Annotated in this window: 13 protein-coding genes and 1 pseudogene; 4 read left to right on the top strand and 10 right to left on the bottom strand. The window is 55.3% G+C overall.

Annotation, left to right across the window (positions count from 1 at the left end):
* The 3 genes and pseudogenes from SPV1_RS01385 to SPV1_RS01395 form a co-directional block, all read right to left on the bottom strand.
* Positions 1–659: pseudogene (locus SPV1_RS01385) on the bottom strand (IS5-like element ISMafe1 family transposase); the annotation flags it as partial.
* A 277-nt stretch (positions 660–936) separates the two neighbouring features.
* Positions 937–2,088, bottom strand: a complete 1,152-nt coding sequence (locus tag SPV1_RS01390) for an IS4 family transposase (RefSeq protein WP_009849287.1) — start codon at positions 2,086–2,088, stop codon at positions 937–939.
* 48 nt (positions 2,089–2,136) lie between these two features.
* Positions 2,137–4,101: an N-6 DNA methylase gene (locus SPV1_RS01395; RefSeq protein ID WP_009849288.1), complete on the bottom strand. Its 1,965-nt coding sequence runs from the start codon at positions 4,099–4,101 to the stop codon at positions 2,137–2,139.
* Between the two features lie 470 nt (positions 4,102–4,571).
* On the opposite strand from SPV1_RS01395, the gene SPV1_RS01405 reads away from it, so the two are divergent.
* Positions 4,572–5,912 (top strand): MobA/MobL family protein, encoded by a 1,341-nt coding sequence (locus SPV1_RS01405; RefSeq protein ID WP_009849291.1) that lies wholly within the window; start codon positions 4,572–4,574, stop codon positions 5,910–5,912.
* Positions 5,913–5,976: 64 nt separating this feature from the next.
* On the opposite strand, the gene SPV1_RS01410 is transcribed toward SPV1_RS01405, so the two are convergent.
* The 7 genes from SPV1_RS01410 to mgtE all read right to left on the bottom strand — a co-directional run bounded on the left by SPV1_RS01410 (position 5,977) and on the right by mgtE (position 14,402).
* Positions 5,977–6,231 (bottom strand): hypothetical protein, encoded by a 255-nt coding sequence (locus SPV1_RS01410; RefSeq protein ID WP_231288236.1) that lies wholly within the window; start codon positions 6,229–6,231, stop codon positions 5,977–5,979.
* A gap of 101 nt (positions 6,232–6,332) precedes the next feature.
* Positions 6,333–7,958: a recombinase family protein gene (locus SPV1_RS01415; RefSeq protein ID WP_009849293.1), complete on the bottom strand. Its 1,626-nt coding sequence runs from the start codon at positions 7,956–7,958 to the stop codon at positions 6,333–6,335.
* Between the two features lie 33 nt (positions 7,959–7,991).
* Complete coding sequence (locus tag SPV1_RS14685; RefSeq protein WP_009849294.1) at positions 7,992–9,872, bottom strand: PAS domain S-box protein; 1,881 nt, start codon at positions 9,870–9,872, stop codon at positions 7,992–7,994.
* A gap of 182 nt (positions 9,873–10,054) precedes the next feature.
* Entirely contained in the window at positions 10,055–10,990 is a 936-nt protein-coding gene (gene trxB / locus SPV1_RS01425) for a thioredoxin-disulfide reductase (RefSeq protein ID WP_009849295.1), read from the bottom strand.
* 67 nt (positions 10,991–11,057) lie between these two features.
* A complete protein-coding gene (locus SPV1_RS01430; RefSeq protein ID WP_009849296.1) occupies positions 11,058–11,939 on the bottom strand; it encodes a carbon-nitrogen hydrolase in 882 nt (293 codons plus the stop codon).
* Positions 11,936–12,964, bottom strand: a complete 1,029-nt coding sequence (locus tag SPV1_RS01435; RefSeq protein ID WP_040881375.1) for an agmatine deiminase family protein — start codon at positions 12,962–12,964, stop codon at positions 11,936–11,938. Before SPV1_RS01435 ends, SPV1_RS01430 begins: the two co-directional genes overlap by 4 nt.
* Positions 12,965–12,995: 31 nt before the next feature.
* Positions 12,996–14,402, bottom strand: coding sequence for a magnesium transporter (mgtE, locus tag SPV1_RS01440; RefSeq protein WP_009849298.1), 1,407 nt, complete (start codon positions 14,400–14,402; stop codon positions 12,996–12,998).
* A gap of 108 nt (positions 14,403–14,510) precedes the next feature.
* On the opposite strand from mgtE, the gene SPV1_RS01445 reads away from it, so the two are divergent.
* From SPV1_RS01445 to serB, 3 genes are all read left to right on the top strand, one after another.
* Entirely contained in the window at positions 14,511–15,197 is a 687-nt protein-coding gene (locus SPV1_RS01445; RefSeq protein WP_009849299.1) for a response regulator, read from the top strand.
* A gap of 33 nt (positions 15,198–15,230) precedes the next feature.
* On the top strand, positions 15,231–18,560 hold the full coding sequence (gene mfd / locus SPV1_RS01450) for a transcription-repair coupling factor (protein ID WP_009849300.1): 3,330 nt from the start codon (positions 15,231–15,233) through the stop codon (positions 18,558–18,560).
* 76 nt (positions 18,561–18,636) lie between these two features.
* Entirely contained in the window at positions 18,637–19,296 is a 660-nt protein-coding gene (serB, locus tag SPV1_RS01455) for a phosphoserine phosphatase SerB (protein WP_050754698.1), read from the top strand.
* Positions 19,297–19,302 lie beyond the last annotated feature (6 nt).

A 19,302-nucleotide genomic window follows, 5' to 3' on the forward strand; every position in this document is an offset into this window, starting at 1 on the left:
AGCTCATCAATCAAGGACTCGGAGATCTCACGCGCCTCATTGAGCAGGCCGAGATCCGTCGGAAAGCGGATCATCTGGTCGGCCACCGTCGCATCCATCAGCAGCTTGCCATGGTGTGTCACGTCCTCTGCCTGCGCATCAACCGCATCAACCGGTGCCGGTCGATCCTGGTCGGACCCATCCCCGCAGGAAGAAGGAGGTGACCCATCACCGCCGGACGTGCTGACCCGGGTTGGTTTCCGCTTCTTTTGGATATGCACCGCCCGATCCACTATCGCCTGCTCAAACGCATCAAACACTTCCGCACCCATGCGCTTGCGTATCTCCACGAACAGGCTCGGAACAAACGGCGGTGCATCCACATATGCACCAAGGCCGCAAAAAAACTGGAGATAGGGGTTCTCCTGGATCTGCAATACTGTCTCTTCATCGCTCAGGTTCAGCTTGTGCTTGATGATCAGCGCACCGATCACCAGACGCGCAGGCTTCGCAGGCCGACCCTGCGTCGCGCTCATCACGGAATTGTAAGCCACGGCAAGATCATCCCAAGGCACAACCTCCGCCAGCTTCACCCAACGATTCTCAGAATTCAAATCACATCCAAATGGATGAATAAAGTCCTTCAACTGAAGTTGCCGGTCACTTGTCTCTCGTATCATGTGCAAACCTTTTGCGCCAGATGCGCCCATTCCCTTGCACTTCAGACTACCATGAACATCGCTTTGTCTCAATATATCAATGGGTTGTGACTTTTTGAGGGGAATCTACATAGGCGTTGTGTTCGGCAAGTGATTAAAAGGGATGCTTTGAATGCTTTGATTGAACAGGAATTTATATTTTTTTGATCGTTCGCCATACAAATCAAAGTGATAAACACCTGCTAAACCCTCAGGCTTTTTCTTGCCTGTTTTGATAAGGAAATTCACTGTTGTCCGGTTAAGCATTGATGAGGCACATTTGTCGCTGATTTATGGCGAATCGTCGCTTTGGCGGCGGTGGGGAATCAGCCAGCAATTCGAGCAAGTTTCGTCGCTGCATGAGGTTGACGGAAACGAGTCTCGCCAGTTGTTGCATGGATCGGCTTGCAGGCAGGATCCTTCTTGCCATGTGCAGCAGCAGATAGGCGATCATGGCAATGATAATCTGGATTTTGACAGCGTTCTCGGATGTGCCGATGAAGCGTTTGATCTTCAGGTTCTGTTTAATCCACCTGAAGAACAGTTCAATTTGCCAGCGCTGTTTGTACAGGGCTGCGATGGCTCCGGCGGAGCGCTTCAGGTCATTGGTGATAAAGACAAGCTTCTTGCCATCTTCCTCATGCACGAAGCAGATGCGGCGCAGGATGGTCGGACATTCCTTCCTGCCTTTGGCCGATGACAGACGGATATGCTGGTCTTCCAATACACCGTCATCTGATACAGGGAGCGTTGCCACTACCTCGAATTCCGCGTTGCGCTTCATGCGGCTGACGAAGCGGATATCCCTTTGTGTCAGGTCATGGAACCATGCGTAATCGTTGTAGGCCCTGTCGAACACATAAGTGGCGCCGGGCAACAGGGGCATGTGCTCCGCAGCCTTCTTGTCATGCTTTTTGGCTGCGGTGATGGAAAAGAAGGTGGGAACCTGCGCATCAGGGTCATACACCGTATGCACCTTCACGCCCGATTTGCCGGTGCGGAAGCTCGCCCATTCAAACTGATGCTTGCACAGGTCAATCGTCGTGGAGTCAATCAGCCGAACGGCATCCTTGCGGTGGATGCCCTTGCCGCGAAACTGATGCAAAAGCCAGTAAAACAGCTCCAGATACATGCCCGCAGAGCGCTTCACATTGGCATCAGCAAGCGTGGAACGCCTCACCGAGCCTGCTCCCAGGTGATAGTGCCTGCTGGCGTGACTTTCCCATGCCGAAACCACATCCCGCAGAGACTGCCGGGAGCAAAGCTGCGCATAGAGCATGACGCAAAACTGCGTCCAGCAGGACAAACTGCGGATACGCCTGTCACCATCATAACGCCTGACAACCTCCTCAAAACGGTGACGCGGAATCACTCTGAGCAATTGATGAAAAACCGTGTTAGCATGCTTCATGGTCTGAATTCTCCGGGGCGTAGATTTGCTGTCTCAATCACAATAAATCTACCATATCCCTTGGGAATTCAGACCTTTTTTTATCCCTCCGGATTCCTTAACCGGACAGCCGTGAAGGAAATTAATTGAAACACCCTGTTGAATATCGAACACGTTCTCGTCTTTGCTGCCATCAGGCGAAACTTCTTTTTTCTTGCTGTTACCATGCAAATCGATGGTATAAATCTTGTCGTAAGTCTTAAGCAAGTTCCAGCGCATGCCGCGAAAGGTCGGATTATCCAGAAAGCCATGTGGATTAATGAAAGCCAATATGCCTTCGCCATTCTTTTCAATGAAGTGCTGGCCGTAGCGCATGAATTTCACATAATCATCATTAATCCATTTCGGATTGCGTTCTTTCAGTTTCTCTTTACCACCGGGTTCCTTTTTATAATCCTCCATAAGCTTCATAATCCACTCACCCTTATTGGCGCTTTCACCACTGTACGGCGGATTACCCATCACTACCATCACGGGGGTGTCGCGTTTGATATGATTGGCTTCATTGGCTTCGGTACTTAGCCATGAGGAAAAGAGCGTGCCTGTATCGGGATGATGCTCTTCCAGTGAATTGGTCAGATAAATGTTTAAGCGCTGTTCCTTATTGGCCACAAAGCCAGTATCACGCAGCAGCATATCCAGCTTTAGATGTGCCATGGCATAGGATGCCATCAACAGCTCAAAACCATTGAGGCGCGGAATCAGGTGTTCATCGACATAACTGCTCCATGCGCCTTGCATGGCTTTGAACTTGCCGTTGTATATGAATTTGACCACTTCGGCCAAGAAGGTGCCCGTACCGGTGGCCGGATCAAGCACCTGAACCTTATGCACTTCTTTTTTCTGGATAAGCGGTTTGCCTTTGTTGCGCCCTTTGCTGATAGCCGCGCCTTGTACCTGTACTTCAATGGTGGTCTTGGAAGTATCCGCAAGTCCGTCTTTTAAGGCAAACTCGGTTTTCAGAATTTCATCGACGCCGCGCACGATGAACGAAACTACCGGCTCCGGTGTGTACCAGACCCCCCTGGCTTTCCTTAGTTTTGGATCATATTCGGCCAGAAATGTCTCATAAAAATGGATGATCGGATCATGGGTTTGCGTGGCGCGTCCAAAATTCTTTAGCAGCGCCTTCACATCCGTGGCACGGAACACATCGGCAAGGTTGTCCACTGTGGTTTTGATACGCTCGTCAATATCGGCACCGGCTACATGATTGAACAGCTTGCGAAGAAAAGGATTGCTCTTGGGAATCAGCTCCGCTGCCTCCTGGCGGCTGAATGTATCCAGCGTATCATCATGCAGGCGGGCAGCGAACATGCCGTAGGCCAGTGTTTGCGCATAGATATCAGCGAATGCAGCAGGCTTTAGATCATGGATCAGAACGTCCTTGAACGTTTTGAACTGCTGTTGCAGTGCCGTGTTATCCTGAGTCTGTTCATCGGAAGTAATTGCTTTTTCGAGGATGATTTGTAGCAGCCGAGCTTTGGCTGCCATCATGGAGGCCAGTTTTTTCGGTGAGCGAATCGTCTGACCGACAAATGTGCAGAAGTTCTGGAGCAGAGTGGTTAGTTCTACAAAGTTGTCAGGAATCGGAATGACTCTGCCCTTTTCGATAGAGGCAATGCGAACTTCGTGTTCCAATTCCCCATTTTGAAAGAACTGAAAGCAGAGATAATCCGTAATAATCAGGTTGTCCAGGGCCTTGCGATAACGATCAAATTGATCCTTGTAGGTTTTGCTGTTCAGGTCTTTTCCGATGTCTTTGGCTTCGATAAAACCAACCGGAATATTTTTTCGGGTAATCACATAGTCCGGGTTGCCGCAGTCGGTTACCTGTGACGGTTCGTTGATGACTTCGATTTGAGGAACAAGTTCCCGTATCAGTGATTCAAGATCACCCCGGTAAGCATGTTCGCTGGCCATGCCAGAGATGTAGCGATTGTTAATCGTTTCAATGTACTGGCTCAGGCTCATGCATGTTCTCCTGAATGAAGTGTTTCGAGACTCTTAATATAAATTGGCGGCCTTCTCCCCGTAACCGCGACGCCATGGCTCAGATCCAGCACGGTCTCCAGCAGCCGGTACGGCACCCGTTGCGCAGCATTCACTGCATTATTCTTGTTCAGCCAGTTCAGAAGGGGCATGCAAGCACCCCGCATTCAGATTTCAACGATCATCCCTCCACTCTTCACCCCCATACTGTGTCAGCAGAGTGGGTGCTTGCAAAGTATTTGCGCCATGATCCAGATGATTCAAGTTTTTTCCGGGTTGTCCGATAAAATGGACGAGCGCCTGTTTTGGCCCCTCTGGCCTGAAGAGCGCGCTTAGGCGTTTCTCTGCGAGAAACGGCGCGTAAGGGGCCAGCCCCTTAACCCCACCGCCTCACGGCGGCTTTTTATGACGTTATCTATTCAAAATTCTCCTGAAGGAGGAATGGATACGTCATGGCCATATTTCACCTCTCGCTCAAAATCGGAGCAAAGGGCAAGGCCGCCCCGCACTTCAACTACATCACCGCATCGGAAAAATATGCAGCCAGGCGCGGCGTGGTGCATCTCGAGCACGGCAATATGCCGCTATGGGCTGCCGCCAAGCCTGCTCTGTTCTGGCAGGCATCGGACGAGTTCGAGCGGGCCAATGGCACAGCCTATCGGGAGTTGGAGGTCTCTTTGCCCCGAGAGCTGCCGCTTGCGCAGCAGGTCGAGCTTGCCCGCCAGCTTGCAGAGGAAGCATGCGGTAACCAGCACGCCTTCAGCTTTGCCATTCACCATGCCAAAGCCAGCGATGGCGGCATGAATCCCCATGTGCACCTTCAGTTTTCCGAGCGTATTGACGATGGCATCGAGCGAGACCGGCAGCACTATTTCAAGCGTGCCAACAGGAAAGAGCCAGAGAAAGGCGGCTGTGCAAAGGACAGAAGCTGGCAGGCCAGTAAGCGCGGCAAGCAGAAGGTCGCCGAATCAAGCGAGCGCCTGCTGGACATTCGCAAAAACTGGGAAACGATGTGTAACAAGGCGCTGGCAGAATTCGGCAGTGATGCCCGCATCGACCACCGCAGCCATGAGGCGCGCGAGATAGAAACCGCTCCACAGCCCAAGGTGGGCGCGAAGTCGTGGCATCTGTTCCGGCGCACCGGTGAGAAGAACGAGCGCTATTGTCGCTGGGAACAGGTCATCGCCAGCAACAACGCCATTATCACCAGCGCTGCCAGCAAGCCATCCGCGCAGGAGCGCTATCACGATGCCATGCAGGAACTGCAAACCGTGCAGCGCCAGCTTGCAGCCCTTCAGCCTGTTCGCAGACCGGACAAGTCAGCCATCCTCAGGCGCATTGCCGAGAATCAAAAGCGTGTCAGGCGACTGGATGATGAGATATGGCAGCTTGAGCATAACACCATCCACAAAGCCTATGACGCGATGGTGAATGCCCGATGCAGGCGCGATGCTGGCAGCAATTTCTTCATGCGAGCATGGAACCGCTTTTACTATGGCGGCGACTATGTCCGCCTCACTGATGCTTATGAGAAGGTGCTGAAGCGGAAGGCTGACAAGACCAGAGAGCGCAACAACCTGATTGAACGTATTTGCCAAAACCCGAAGGCACAAGCCAAGGCTTCCGCCGATTACGCAAGGCAGGCAAAGGAGTATCAAGCCTATATCCGGCGCAAGGTCGAACTGGAGCGGGATTTGCAGTCAGCGCAAAGACAGGTGCAAGCCTGCAAACGATTGTTGCCACAGGCGCAGACGCAGCGCCGGAATGACGCTGGCCTGCATCTGACCATATAGCATCCGTTATGCTGCGAGCAGTGCCTGATTCCGCCCGTGATTCACCAAAACAAGCCGGTACAGACTACAGAACACCGAACATGCACTGCACGTCCACCATGATGATGACGACCGACAGATATTCTCCAGCCTTTGCAGCATGCACAGTCCACGGCTGTTCGGGCTTTGCCTTGGGAGCAAGGCTTCTTCTGGCTTTTTCCACCAGAGCGCAAACGCACTGGCTGCGATTCATGCCTCTGCGGGCAGCCATTCGGTCTATCCAGTTGTACAGTTCAACGGGCATCCGGATGCCGGATGATTTTGTGGGTGGTTTGGGCATAAGATTCTCCTGTTACTTTCTCCAGCATATCGGCGCAAACAGGGGATAACTTGAGGCCATCCCCTGTGCACGCCTTGTGCATCATAGAAAATCCGCCCGTCTCAACCAGAAGAAGCAGTGCTACATGTCAGCGCCTCTTTCAGCCCCTTCAGGCCGTGGTTTACCAGTTCCGCCCGGGCAAGCAGCGCTTCCGCCTCCCGGTTCGCTTCGGTGATAATCACACCGGCCTGACCGGTGGAGGCAACTTCATAGATAACCCCTTGCTCGAAGAAGTAGAGGCACAGCCCCGCATCACGAAAGGCGGCATTGATTCGGGCTCGCAGCTCATACAGTGCGGCATCCTGTTTCTTGCGGTAGCGCAAATCGAAGATGGCCGCCGATAATCTGTCCACACGCTCCTGCACCGGCGAGAAGGTGCGCAGCTCTGCCTCTTTCGACTCAATGGCAAGCCGCAGTTCATCGGCTGCCTGCATGGCCTTCATATACCGGTTCCGCGCATCGGTCAGCATCGCACCATCGGCCATGCTGAACAGTTCGGCAAAGCGTTCGACCTGTTTCTCCGTATCGGCCAGCCTGCCGCGCAGGATGGACAGTTCCGATTCCAGCGCCTGCCGGTTGTTGGTGTGACCGCCAAGGGCTGAGAACCAGTCCACCTTGTTACTCAAAGCCACCAGTGCGGCGGCCTCTACTTCCCTGTAGCGCCAGCGCTTGTCACACGCGCACCCGTTCGACATATAGTTGCTGTTGCAGCGGAACATATGCAAGCGACCGTTCCTTATCAGGCGGTAGGTGGTACCGCATGCCCAGCACTTGCACATGCCGGTAAACAGGTTGGTGAACTTCAGCCCCTTTCGCCCAGCCGATGCCGGGTTTTGCCGACTGACCCGCGCGGACTGCGCCTTGTAAAACAACTCCTCGCTGACAACGGCAGGATAATAGTCGGCAATCGCCTCGCCAATCGGCTCTCCCTTCTGCTTCGGCTGATATTCACCAATGACCGATTTGCTGCGGATAATCTTGGCAATATAGGAGGAATGCCACATGTCGCCACCGTTGAAGGTGGGCACGCCGCGCTCGTTCAGGTTTGCGGCAATCTTGCGTTGGCCGGTTCCGGCGATGCTCTGCCGAAAAATATCGCGGATAATCTCGGCGCGTTCCTCAATCACCTCGAAGCGGGCTTTGTCATCAGACAGGCGTAGCCACCGTGGGCATTGGCCGGTCATCGGGCGTTTACCCTCAATTGCCAACTTACGCCGGTTCTCCCAACTGGCGGCAAGGCGTTTGGACTTCACCGCTGATTCCTCATGGCTGCGGCTCATGGAAATCAGGCTGAACATGAGCTGGCCGACATCGTTGATGCTCTCGGCGGTGTAGTGCTGGTTATCCGCCAGCGTCACAATCTCGATACCAGCGGACAGGATAGAAGAAAACAGCCCCAGCGCGGTGAACACCTGCTGGCGTGATAGTCTGTCCAGACTCTCCAGAATCAGCACCGAACCTTTCTCGATGCGACCGGCTTCGACCAGCTCGATGAACTTCTTCAATGCGCCTTCGGTGGCGTTCTTCCCCTTGAATGCACTGACGCCAATATCGCGCAGGGAATCATCCAGAATCATGTTGTGCGCTTCGGCATAGGCGCGGCTGGCCTCAAGCTGGCGGCGCAGGCTGTCACCCTTCAACTGCTGCGGGCTGGAAAATCGAATGTAGGAATAGGCTTTCTTTTGCATATCATCGGCTCCTTCTTTGGCGAGCCTTACCGTTTATCGGCAGAAACTCGCGCTAATGTAGCCGAAGTATTTGAAATCGTGCGCAATGCCGCCAACCAGCGTACCGACCGCCTCCATTTTCTGGGCCTGCAGAAACTGATCCTCCAGCCTCTTGTATTCGCTCATGTCCTGCTGCAGCGAGACATAATGCGTCACCTCGCCGACATCATCATGAATCGGAGCCACACTCATCATGGCCGGATAGAAGGTGCCGTCCTTGCGCCGGTCAACCAGCGTACCGTGCCAGACATGCCCCTCACTGATCGTGCGCCATAACTCCGTATAAAACTGCGGGTCCTGGGCCTCACTCTTGAGCATAGAGGGCGTATTGCCGATGGCCTCCTCCTCACTGTATCCGGTGATTGAGGTAAAGGCCGGATTCACATATTCAATCACCGCATTACGATCGGTAATCACTACCGCCTCATCGGTTTCTGTAATTGCCTTGAGCAATTTCCTCTGTATCTCCTGAGCCTTTACCTGCTCTGACAAGTCGCGGATCATGACCGTCATGACGACTTCATCTCCGATGACCTGCTTGGATATCGATGACTCCATGGGGAACTCTTCGCCGTCATAACGCCGTCCGACCATACCGGCCCTGCGGTGAATCAGCGGCTGGTCACTCCTGACCATGAAGCGCTCAACCAGTGCACGATGGCTGACATGAAAACGTTCGGGGATGAGCATTTCGACATGCTCGCCCACGATATCAGCGGCAGTGATGCCAAACATCTCCTCGGCAGCCTTGTTGAACAAAATCACCTGCTGCGCTGCATTGATCGAGACAATTGCATCGTCAGCCATTTCGACGATGCCCGAGAAGCGCATCCGGCTCTCCAATAGTTCATTTTCAGCTTTCTTATGCTCCGTAATATTCTCGGCAATACCCACAATACGCACAACATCGCCATCTTCATTTGATACCCTGAAAGCACGGGCATATATCCACCGCTCTGACCCGTCCGGCAGCTGAATCCTGTATTCCGGAAACCGTATTTTCTCCACACCGCTGTTGATACAATCGTCGATGGCTTCGAGTACCTGAGCCTTATCTTCATCGACTATTGAATCGATCCACTGCATCGGATTGGCATACAGACTTTCACAGGAGCGTCCCCAGAGCTTTTCATAATTCGGGCTGATATAGTGAATTTCACTCCAGTCCGGAGAGCCAACCCAGAACACTTCATCGATATTTTCTACCAGTTCCCGAAAACGTTCGCGGCTCTCTAGCAGGTCATCTTCCGCCCGCTTGCGTTCGCTAATGTTTTCAAAAATCACACCAACCGATTGCTCGGGTAACGCAAATGCCCGAATCGAGAAGATAGATTGCTTAATCCTTTTATCGCCATATGTTATCTCATCAATAGTGAACGACTTGCCCGTGCGAACCACGTCAGCATATTTACGGGGCAGATCAAGCGCACGAATATCGGGAAAAGCCTGATCAATAGTCAGGCCAACGAGCTTGCCGATATTCGCGCTGGTAAATTCCGATGCTGCCGGATTTGCTCTTTTCAGTCGCAATGTCCGGTCATCATCGATCTTCTCCAGCTGGTAAACAACCAGAGCAACCTGCATATTATTGATAATATCATGGATATAAGCGTCAGATTTCTGCGCCAGATCACTCGCGCGCTCCGCCTCCCGCCAACGGCGGTAAGCGAACCAGGCAGCGGCCAGCGACATGAACAGCAGTACAGCAAGCAGTTCATCATCCCCCCACCGAACAGAGGAGTTGGCGGCATCATGCAAATAGGCGAACAGCTTAAAATAAACCCCGGCCCCCCACATTGAAACAACCGTGACGACGGCAATCATCAAATCGCTGCGATAACGACTCTGACGCCTTTTCTTCTCTGGTTCAGTCATCAATACAACTGCTCATTCCGCATAATACAACCCCTGCCCGGACTGCCTGTTTTCAGCGCCTCTGAACTTGAGCAATATCAGTGCCAATAAAAACGTTATACGGGCTGATGTCTACTCCCCCTATCCTGCACGGGGGGACGAAAAAGAAAAAGGGCACTGTTTACTCGCAATGATGAAGCCGGTTATTCCTGTGCAGCCAGCCAGCGCTCGGCATCGAGTGCCGCCCTGCAGCCTTCACCCGCAGAGGTGACAGCCTGACGGTACACCGGGTCGGCCACGTCGCCTGCGGCGAATACGCCTTCAACCGAGGTGGCTGTACCCTTGCCGCGGGTTTTCAGGTAACCGGTTTCATCCATCTCCAGCTGACCGCCGAGGAAATCGGTATTCGGCTTGTGTCCGATAGCAATAAACACACCATGTACCGGCAGGTCGGTGACGTTGCCATCAATGGTGGATTTCAATCGGATCGCAGTCACGCCGGAGTCATCGCCGAGGATCTCTTCTGTCGTGCTGTTCCATGCCACATCGATATTATCGGTGGCCAGCAGGCGATCCTGCATGATCGGCTCAGCCCTGAGCGCATCGCGGCGATGAATCAGCGTCACCTTGTTGCACAGCTTGGCCAGATAGATGGCCTCTTCAACCGCCGTATCACCACCGCCGACTACCGCCACATCCTTGCCGCGATAGAAGAAGCCATCGCAGGTGGCGCATGCCGAAACACCGCGCCCTGCAAATTCATCTTCGCTTGGCAGCCCCAGATATTTGGCTGAAGCGCCGGTAGCAATAATCAGTGCATCGCAGGTATAGGTGCCGTCATCGCCCTTGAGCGTAAACGGACGTTTGGAGAGGTCGGTTTCATTGATATGATCCCAGATGATTTCAGTACCAAAGCGCTCGGCCTGAGCCTTGAAATCTTCCATCATTTCAGGGCCCTGCACGCCATCCTTGTAACCCGGATAATTATCCACATCGGTAGTCGTGGTCAGCTGTCCGCCGGCCTGCATACCCTGGATCACCACCGGATTCAGATTGGCGCGGGCGGCATAAATCGCCGCGGTATAACCGGCTGGGCCGGAACCAAGAATAATCAGCTTGTGATGGATAGCCTGGGACATGATATAATCTCCTGAATTTGGACGGCGAGACTAGCCGGATGAACGGCGAATGAGAACCGCAGAATCGTTAATCCCTGTATCTTAATGTCAGCTCATCATACATATCGATGCGCCGGTCACGCAGGAAAGGCCACATACGGCGCACCGCCTCGCTGCGTCTCAGGTCGACATCGACCACCATCACACTCTGCTCATCAGCTGCTGCAACACTGAGCATTTCACCCTGCGGCCCAACCACAAAGCTGCCGCCCCAGAACTCCAGACCGCTCTCCTCATACGGATGCGCTTCAAAACCGGTACGATTGGCACAGATCACCGGCAGGCCATTCGCCACGGCATGTCCGCGCATACTGATCTCCCAGGCATCGCGCTGACGCAGCTGTTCATCCTCAGGCTCCGAGGGAGCCCAGCCGATGGCAGTCGGATAGATCAGCATATCGGCTCCGGCCATGGCCATTAACCGGGCGGCCTCCGGGTACCACTGATCCCAGCAGACCAGTACGCCGAGGCGGCCCACCGATGTATCAATCGGCTCAAAGCCGATATCGCCGGGGGTAAAATAGAACTTCTCGTAATAGGCCGGATCATCCGGGATATGCATCTTGCGATAGATGCCGGCAATGCTGCCATCCGCCTCCAGCACCACAGCCGTATTGTGATAGAGCCCTGCAGCCCGCCGCTCGAACAGCGAGGCAACAATCACCACCCCGAGCTCGGCCGCTACCGCGCCCAGAATATCGCTGGACGGCCCCGGTATCGGTTCGGCCAGATCAAAATAGCCCGGATCTTCAACCTGACAAAAATAGGGCGTGCCATGCAGCTCCTGCAACACAACCAGCCTTGCTCCCATGGCTGCCGCCTCACGTATACCCTCGATACTGGCGGCCAGATTGGCCGCCTTATCCTCGCTACAGCGCTGCTGCACTACACCCGTTCGTAATACACTCATGGTAACACCCCCTGTGGAAACTGCATGGTCATGCAGTGCAGGCTACCGCCCTGCTCGATCAATACTGTCGAATCGATGCCGATCACCTCACGCCCCGGAAAACACGTCGCAATCAGGTTGAGCGCTCTGGCATCGGCCGCGTCGTTGTAGGTAGGTACCAGCACGGCGCCGTTGATAATCAGGAAGTTGGCATAGGAGGGGGCCGCCGGCTCACCCTCGCTGTTCAACTTCGGCTTCGGCCAGGGCAGCGCTACCAGCCGGTAGGGCTCGCCACTGAGCTGGCGAAGCGCCTGCAATTCGGTCTGCATGGCGGCAAATTCAGCATAGTGCTCATCATCCGGATCATCGCAGTGCATATGGATAATTGTGTCGGGTGCGGCAAAACGGGCCAGAATATCAATATGACTGTCGGTGTCGTCTCCGGCCAGATGACCATGGTGTAACCACAGCAATCTCTCCGCGCCAAACAATCCGCACAGCTGCTGCTCGATCTCCGCCTGTGACAGGTGCGCATTGCGATTATAAGAGAGCAGGCAATCGGCAGTGGTCAGAATGGTGCCTGCCCCGTCGCTGTCGATCGAACCACCTTCCAGAATCAGCGGGAGTGACGTCATCGGGCTGCTACCGAGCACGCCTGCGGCATGCAAACGGGCGCTCGCCTGATTATCCAGATTGGCTGCGAATTTCAGCCCCCAGCCATTGAAGTTGAAATCCAGCAGGCGAAATCCAGCGCCTTCTTCCACAGTGATTGCACCAAAGTCACGTACCCAGGTATCGTTGGTCGGCAACTCAATCATGCGTACCCGCTCAGCCTCTGCTCCTGCTGCAAGCAGGAGCAGCCTGACCCGCTCGCTATCATCAACCACCAATATGACTTCCTCGAAGCGACTGATAGCAGCCACAATGGCCGCCACACACGGCTCAACCTTTGCCAGCATATCAACCCAATCACTGCCTGCATGCGGCCATGCCAGCATCACCCCGCTCTGCGCTTCCCATTCGGCCGGCAATCTGCGTCTGCTCATCTCTGCTCCTGACATGCTTGCCATGATCAACTCAAATAAGGAAAAGTGTAGCCAGGCCGAGAAACGCAAAGAAGCCGACCACATCGGTCACCGTGGTCAGAATGGTACCGGAGGCCAGTGCCGGATCGATATTCAGGCGCTTGAGCGTCAGCGGAATCAGTGCGCCGGCAAGTCCGGCGGCAAACAGGTTGAGCATCATCGCCGCGGCAATCACAGCTCCAAGACGCACCCCCAGGTCCGGGAACCATAACGATGCGATCGTACCGATAACAAGGGCAAAAACCAGACCGGAAACCAGACCGACAGACACCTCCTTGATCAACGTACGTCGCGCATTGGCAAAGGTAACACGACCGAGCGCAATGCCGCGCACGATCACCGTCAGCGTCTGCGTACCGGCTATGCCGCCCATGCTGGCCACAATCGGCATCAGCACGGCCAGCGCCACGATCTGCGCAATCGTCGCCTCGAACTGGGCAATGACCAGTGAAGCGGCAATGGCGGTGATCAGGTTAACCATCAGCCAGACGCCGCGTCTGCCTGCCGTGATGGTAACCGGCTCAGCCAGATCGTCCTGATCGGACAGTGCGGCCAGGCGGTACATATCCTCGGTAGCCTCTTCATGAATCACATCGATCACGTCATCAGCGGTAATACGGCCGATCAACTCACCCAGATCATTCACCACCGGCAGTGCCAATACATCGAATTTTTCAAAGATACGAGCCACATCTTCCTGATCCTGTCCGGCCAGTACACGCGGAAAATCACGATCTGCCAGATCGGTGACCATGACGTCCGGCTCGGCAAACAGCAGTGTATGCAGCGAAAGCACGCCCTCCAGCAGATCCTCATCATTGACCACATACACGTAATTGAGGTTTTCAATCTCCCTGCCGAAACGGCGCAACACCTGCAACACCTTCTCGACCGACCAGCCTGTACGCACCTTGAACAGCTCGGCCTGCATCAGGCCGCCGGCAGTCTCCTCGTCATGACTCATCAGCTGTTCGATTTCACGGCGATCCGATGGCTCCAGCCGCTCCATCACCTCATCGGCAACACCCTTGTCCACAGCCTGCAGGAAGTCGGCCGCATCATCGGAATCGAGATGCTCAACCACCTCCTCAACTTCATCGGCATCAAAATCGGTGAGCAGGTCTTCCTGCATACCTTCCGGCAGCTCAAGCATCGCCTCACCGAGCAGTTCATCCGGAATCGATTCAATCAGCCTGCTGCGCTCTTCATCCTTGCGACAAGAGAGCAGCAGCTCGGCAAGTTCGGAGGCGTGCATCTCGCCCAACAACTCGCGCAGACGCGTTTCATCCCACTTCGCCAGCTGCAGTGCTTCATCGCTGCTCAGCAGCGAACTAATTTCAGGGACATCTGACAAGCGCGCCTCCTCCGGGTATCTGATCGGCAGATTTGCACCGCTCATCTACCGGGCGGCAAGGCTACACCAGTGGTCGTAAGCGTGAAATGGCAACTTCCATCATGGCTCGACTACTGTTACAGTTTTAGGCTCTCAATCGCTGGAGATATCACCATGACTGAAAAAGCACATATTCTGATCGTCGATGATGAAGAGATCATCCGCAGCATCCTGAAGAAACTGCTGCTGACGATGGGACATGAGGTCACCACCGCCTCCGGTAGCGAGGAGGCCATCGCGCTGATTGAACAACAACGGCCGGATATCATCCTGCTCGATATTGTACTGCCCGGCGACAACAGTATGAACATCGTACAGACCGTTCGTCAGCCTCACAAACATCATACGGCAATTGTCATGATTTCCGGCCACGACAATCTGGATACCATGGCCAAATATATTCAGGCCGGAGCAGACGATTTCCTGCTCAAACCATTCAACGCCACGTTGTTCAGGGCCAGGGTCGGTCGGATACTGACGGAGATCAACGCCCGCAAAACCATCCGGCAACTGCAAAGCCGCCTGGCCGAATCCGAGCTCAAGCTGCACATGGCCGAACAGGCGCAGGAAACGTTTTGCAGCAAGCTTTCTCATGACCTGAACAACTCCCTGACCGGCATCATGATGAGTGCGGAAATGGCACTGATGGAAGAACTGCCCGAAACCACGGTGCACGCCATCAACGAAATCATCCAGTCCAGTGACGAAATCAATGCCATCATCAAATCTCATCGCGCCACCATCGGCAGCAACTCCGATCAACAATCCGATGACCCGGATGAGATGCTAGCCGGTAGCTGAGGCTTAAGCTTTGCGGCAGCATGCCGCGCCAGCATGCAACCGACCATAAACACCCCCGACCCATCATCCCCGCCCGGGCTGGCCTGGCAGCTGGCGCAGCTGGCCACAACAGATCGCTTTACAGTATGGATCTGTCCGGATTTGCGCAGCTACCGACAACTGGCCGAGGAAGTGGCATTTTTCCTGCGCGATCAGCCGCAATGCCTGTGGCGCATGCCTGCATGGGAGGTGCTGCCCTATGATCGCGTATCACCGCACCACGGCATCGTCGGCGAGCGCTTTGCCACGCTGGCCCGGCTGCTCAATACGCCTGCACCACAAGGACTACTACTGACAGCGCTGCCTGCATGGTTGCAACGTATTGCGCCGCCCGAGGTGGTCGCAGCTCACGTATGGCAAATCAAACCCGGCGACATGCTCGATATCGCCGCACTGAAATCCCGCCTGGCTGAAGCCGGCATGTCGCCGGCGGATCGGGTTCTGGCTCAGGGGGAGTTTGCCGCCAGAGGCGGCCTGTTCGATGTGTGGCCTGCGACCGAAGAGACGCCGTTGCGCATTGATATGTTCGGCGACGACATCGAATCGATTCGCCGTTTTGACCCGGAAAGCCAGCGCTCGGGAGAGTCCCTGTCGGCGTTCACCTCGGTACCTGTGCGTGAAGTGATTCTCGATCAGCGCGGCCGGGAATGCTTTGCCGCCGCCTTTCGCACTCGCTTCCCCCACCTGCGCAAGCACCCGATGCTCTCATCGGTTCAGGCAGGACGTCCTCACCCCGGCATTGAAGCACTGCTGCCGCTGGCCTATGACAATACGGCACGACTATCCGATTACCTGCCTGATGGAGCTGTCATTTACAGTGTCCGCGATATCGATGTACGACGGAGTGCATTCGCCGAACAGGTGCGCGGACAATTTGAAATGGTGCGTTCAAGCACCGAGCCGAGTATCAGTCCGCAGGAGCTCTATGCTGTCGATACAGCAATCAGGGCAGAATCGTTATCGGCTGCACGTCCCGCTATCCGGATTGAGCCTGCGCCTTCACTGATCGATTACGCTGATAAAAAACAGCCTCTGCATGCCCTGCGCGATGCACTGACAAAACAGCTCAACCATGGCTGGAAAATCGAACTGATTGCGCACGGTCTGGGGCAGCAGGAGCGCATGCTGGAAGCCTGCGCGGAGCTGAGCGATACCTTTGCCGGCGCCATCAGCAGCTGTATCGGCTATCTGGATACCGGCTTTGCCCTGCCGCAGCAGAAGCGACTGTTACTTACCGGTCGCGAACTGCTCGGCCAGCGCCTGCCACGCAAACGCAGGTCCGGGCCTGCCATCCTGCATGCCGATATTTTCAGCTCTCTGGCCGAGCTGAAGCCGGGCGATCCGGTCGTCCATGAGGATCACGGTGTCGGTCGCTATCACGGACTGGAGACGATTGATGAGGATGGTGACCTCGCCGACTTCATCAAGATCGAGTATGCCGACAAGGCGCATGTATTTGTGCCGGTCGAGGAGCTGGCACGCCTGCATCGCTATACGGGCGAAGATGCCCCCGCACTCAACAAGCTGGGCTCGGAGAAATGGAAGCGCACGCGCGAACGGGTCAAACGCGACCTGCTGGCAATGGCCCATGAACTGATCGATATCGAGGCTGCACGCACCAGCGCATCACGCCCGCCATGTCTGCTGCAGGGCCCACTGCTGGATGCATACGAAGAGTTTGCCGCCCGCTTCCCGTTTGAAGAGACCGATGATCAGGCTCAGGCCATTGATGCCGTACTGACCGATCTCGCACTCGACAAACCGATGGATCGGGTGATCTGCGGCGATGTCGGTTTCGGTAAAACAGAAGTGGCCATGCGGGCGGCCTTCGTGGTTGCCGAATCAGGTCGCCAGGTAGCAGTCCTCGCCCCGACGACGGTGTTGGCCAACCAGCACTATGCCAGTTTTGCCGAACGCTTTATCGGCACCGACCTGAAGGTGGCGATGATCTCACGCCTGCAGGGCAAGAAAGAGGTTGAGCAGATCTGTCGCGGGCTCGCCGGCGGCGATATTCGCATTATTGTCGGCACCCACCGTCTGCTCTCGGATACCTTCGAGTTCGCCGATCTGGGCATGGTCATCGTCGATGAAGAACAGCGCTTCGGGGTCAAGCACAAGCAGAAACTGAAATCGCTGCATGCCAGCGTGGATCTGCTGACGCTGACCGCCACGCCAATTCCCCGCACGCTGCACCAGACCATGAGCGGCCTGCGCAGTGTATCGATCATCAGCACGCCGCCGGCCGAGCGGGAGGCGATTCGCACTATGGTCTCCAGTTTCGATCCGCATATCGCCCGTGAAGCTATCCGGCGTGAGCTCTACCGTGGCGGGCAGGTCTATTATCTGCATAATCATGTGCAGAGCATCGAACGCATTACCGCGCGACTCAGGGAAGATGTACCCGAGGCCGAAATCGGCATCGCCCACGGTCAGATGACGCCGGCTGAGCTGGATCGACAGATGCTGGCCTTTTATGAGGGACGGCTGCATATCCTGGTCTGCACAACCATTATCGAATCGGGGCTTGATGTCGCCAATGCCAATACGCTGATTGTCGAACGCGCCGATCTGCTGGGGCTCTCACAACTGCATCAGATTCGCGGACGCGTTGGCCGTAGCCATCGTCAGGCCTATGCCTATCTGTTCACCCCCGATGCCCGCGCCATGACAGCCGATGCCCGCGAGCGTCTGCAGGCGATCGCCGAGCACTCGGAGCTGGGGGCGGGTTTTCTGCTGGCCCGGCAGGACATGGAAATTCGCGGCGCCGGCAACCTGCTCGGAGCCGAACAGAGTGGCCGAATTGATGAAATCGGGCTGGATATGTATCTGGATATGCTTTCCGATGCCGTTGCTGAAGCGCGTGGCAAGATGCCAAAACCGAAACAGCCGCTGGATATGCATCTGGGCGTTAATGCCATCCTGCCACCGGATTATATGCCGCAGGCGGGCGAGCGGCTGAACCTCTACCGGCGCATTGCACGGGCTGACGATGACAGCCAAATCACGCTGCTGTTTGAAGAGATGACCGATCGTTTCGGGCATATGCCCGATGAAGCCAAATACTGCCTGGAGAATGCACGCATCCGCTGGCGAGCACAGGCACTTCACCTCTCCGGCATCAGGGCGGGCTCTCTGGGTTTACGCCTGAGCTTCACTGCCAGCTCCCCGATTGAACCGACATCGCTGTTCATGCGAGTACAGAAAGAGCCGCAACGCTTCCGCCTTACCCCGGATGGTAACCTGACACTGCTGCACAGCAGTGAAAATCAGCGCGAACGCCTGAAAGAGTGCATCGCCTTTCTCGACGAACTGCTGACTCCCTGAGCTGATATTGCCTTAGCTTGCGTCCTCTGTGATGAAGGACGCTGGAAATCACGCTAAAGCTTGGCAGCATAAGGCCATGACATATCAACGCCCCACCCTCACCCAACCTGGTCTGCTATTTATGGATATGGACTCCACACTGATTCAGTGTGAATGTATCGATGAAATTGGCGCATTTCTCGGCCTCAAGGCACAAATCGCTGAAATCACCGAGCGCGCTATGCGCGGTGAACTGGATTTTGCCGCCTCGCTGACCCAACGCACCCAACTGCTGGCGGGGCTGGATGCCGGCATTCTGGAGCGGGTCTATGACGAGTGCATTGAGCTGACCGACGGCGCAGAACTGCTGATTTCAACCCTCCATCAACATGGCTGGAAGGTCGGACTGGTTTCCGGCGGATTTACCTATTTCACCGACAAGCTGGCGCAGCGCCTGCAGCTGGACTTCAGCCGCGCCAACGTACTGGAAATCCATCACAACAAGCTGACCGGCGGCGTCATCGGCGATATTGTCGATGCCCAAACCAAGCGCCGCTGTCTGCTGGAACAGGCCGATATTTTCGGCATCCCGCTTGCCCAGACGGTCGCCATCGGCGATGGCGCAAATGACCTGCCGATGATTCACGCTGCCGGCCTCGGCATCGCCTTTCATGCCAAACCGAAAGTCGTCGCCGAAGCACCCTTTGCGATCAATACAGGCGGCCTCGACCAGGTGCTGACACTGCTGGACGGGTAAGCGTTG

The organism is Mariprofundus ferrooxydans PV-1 (assembly GCF_000153765.1).
GTDB lineage: Bacteria > Pseudomonadota > Zetaproteobacteria > Mariprofundales > Mariprofundaceae > Mariprofundus > Mariprofundus ferrooxydans.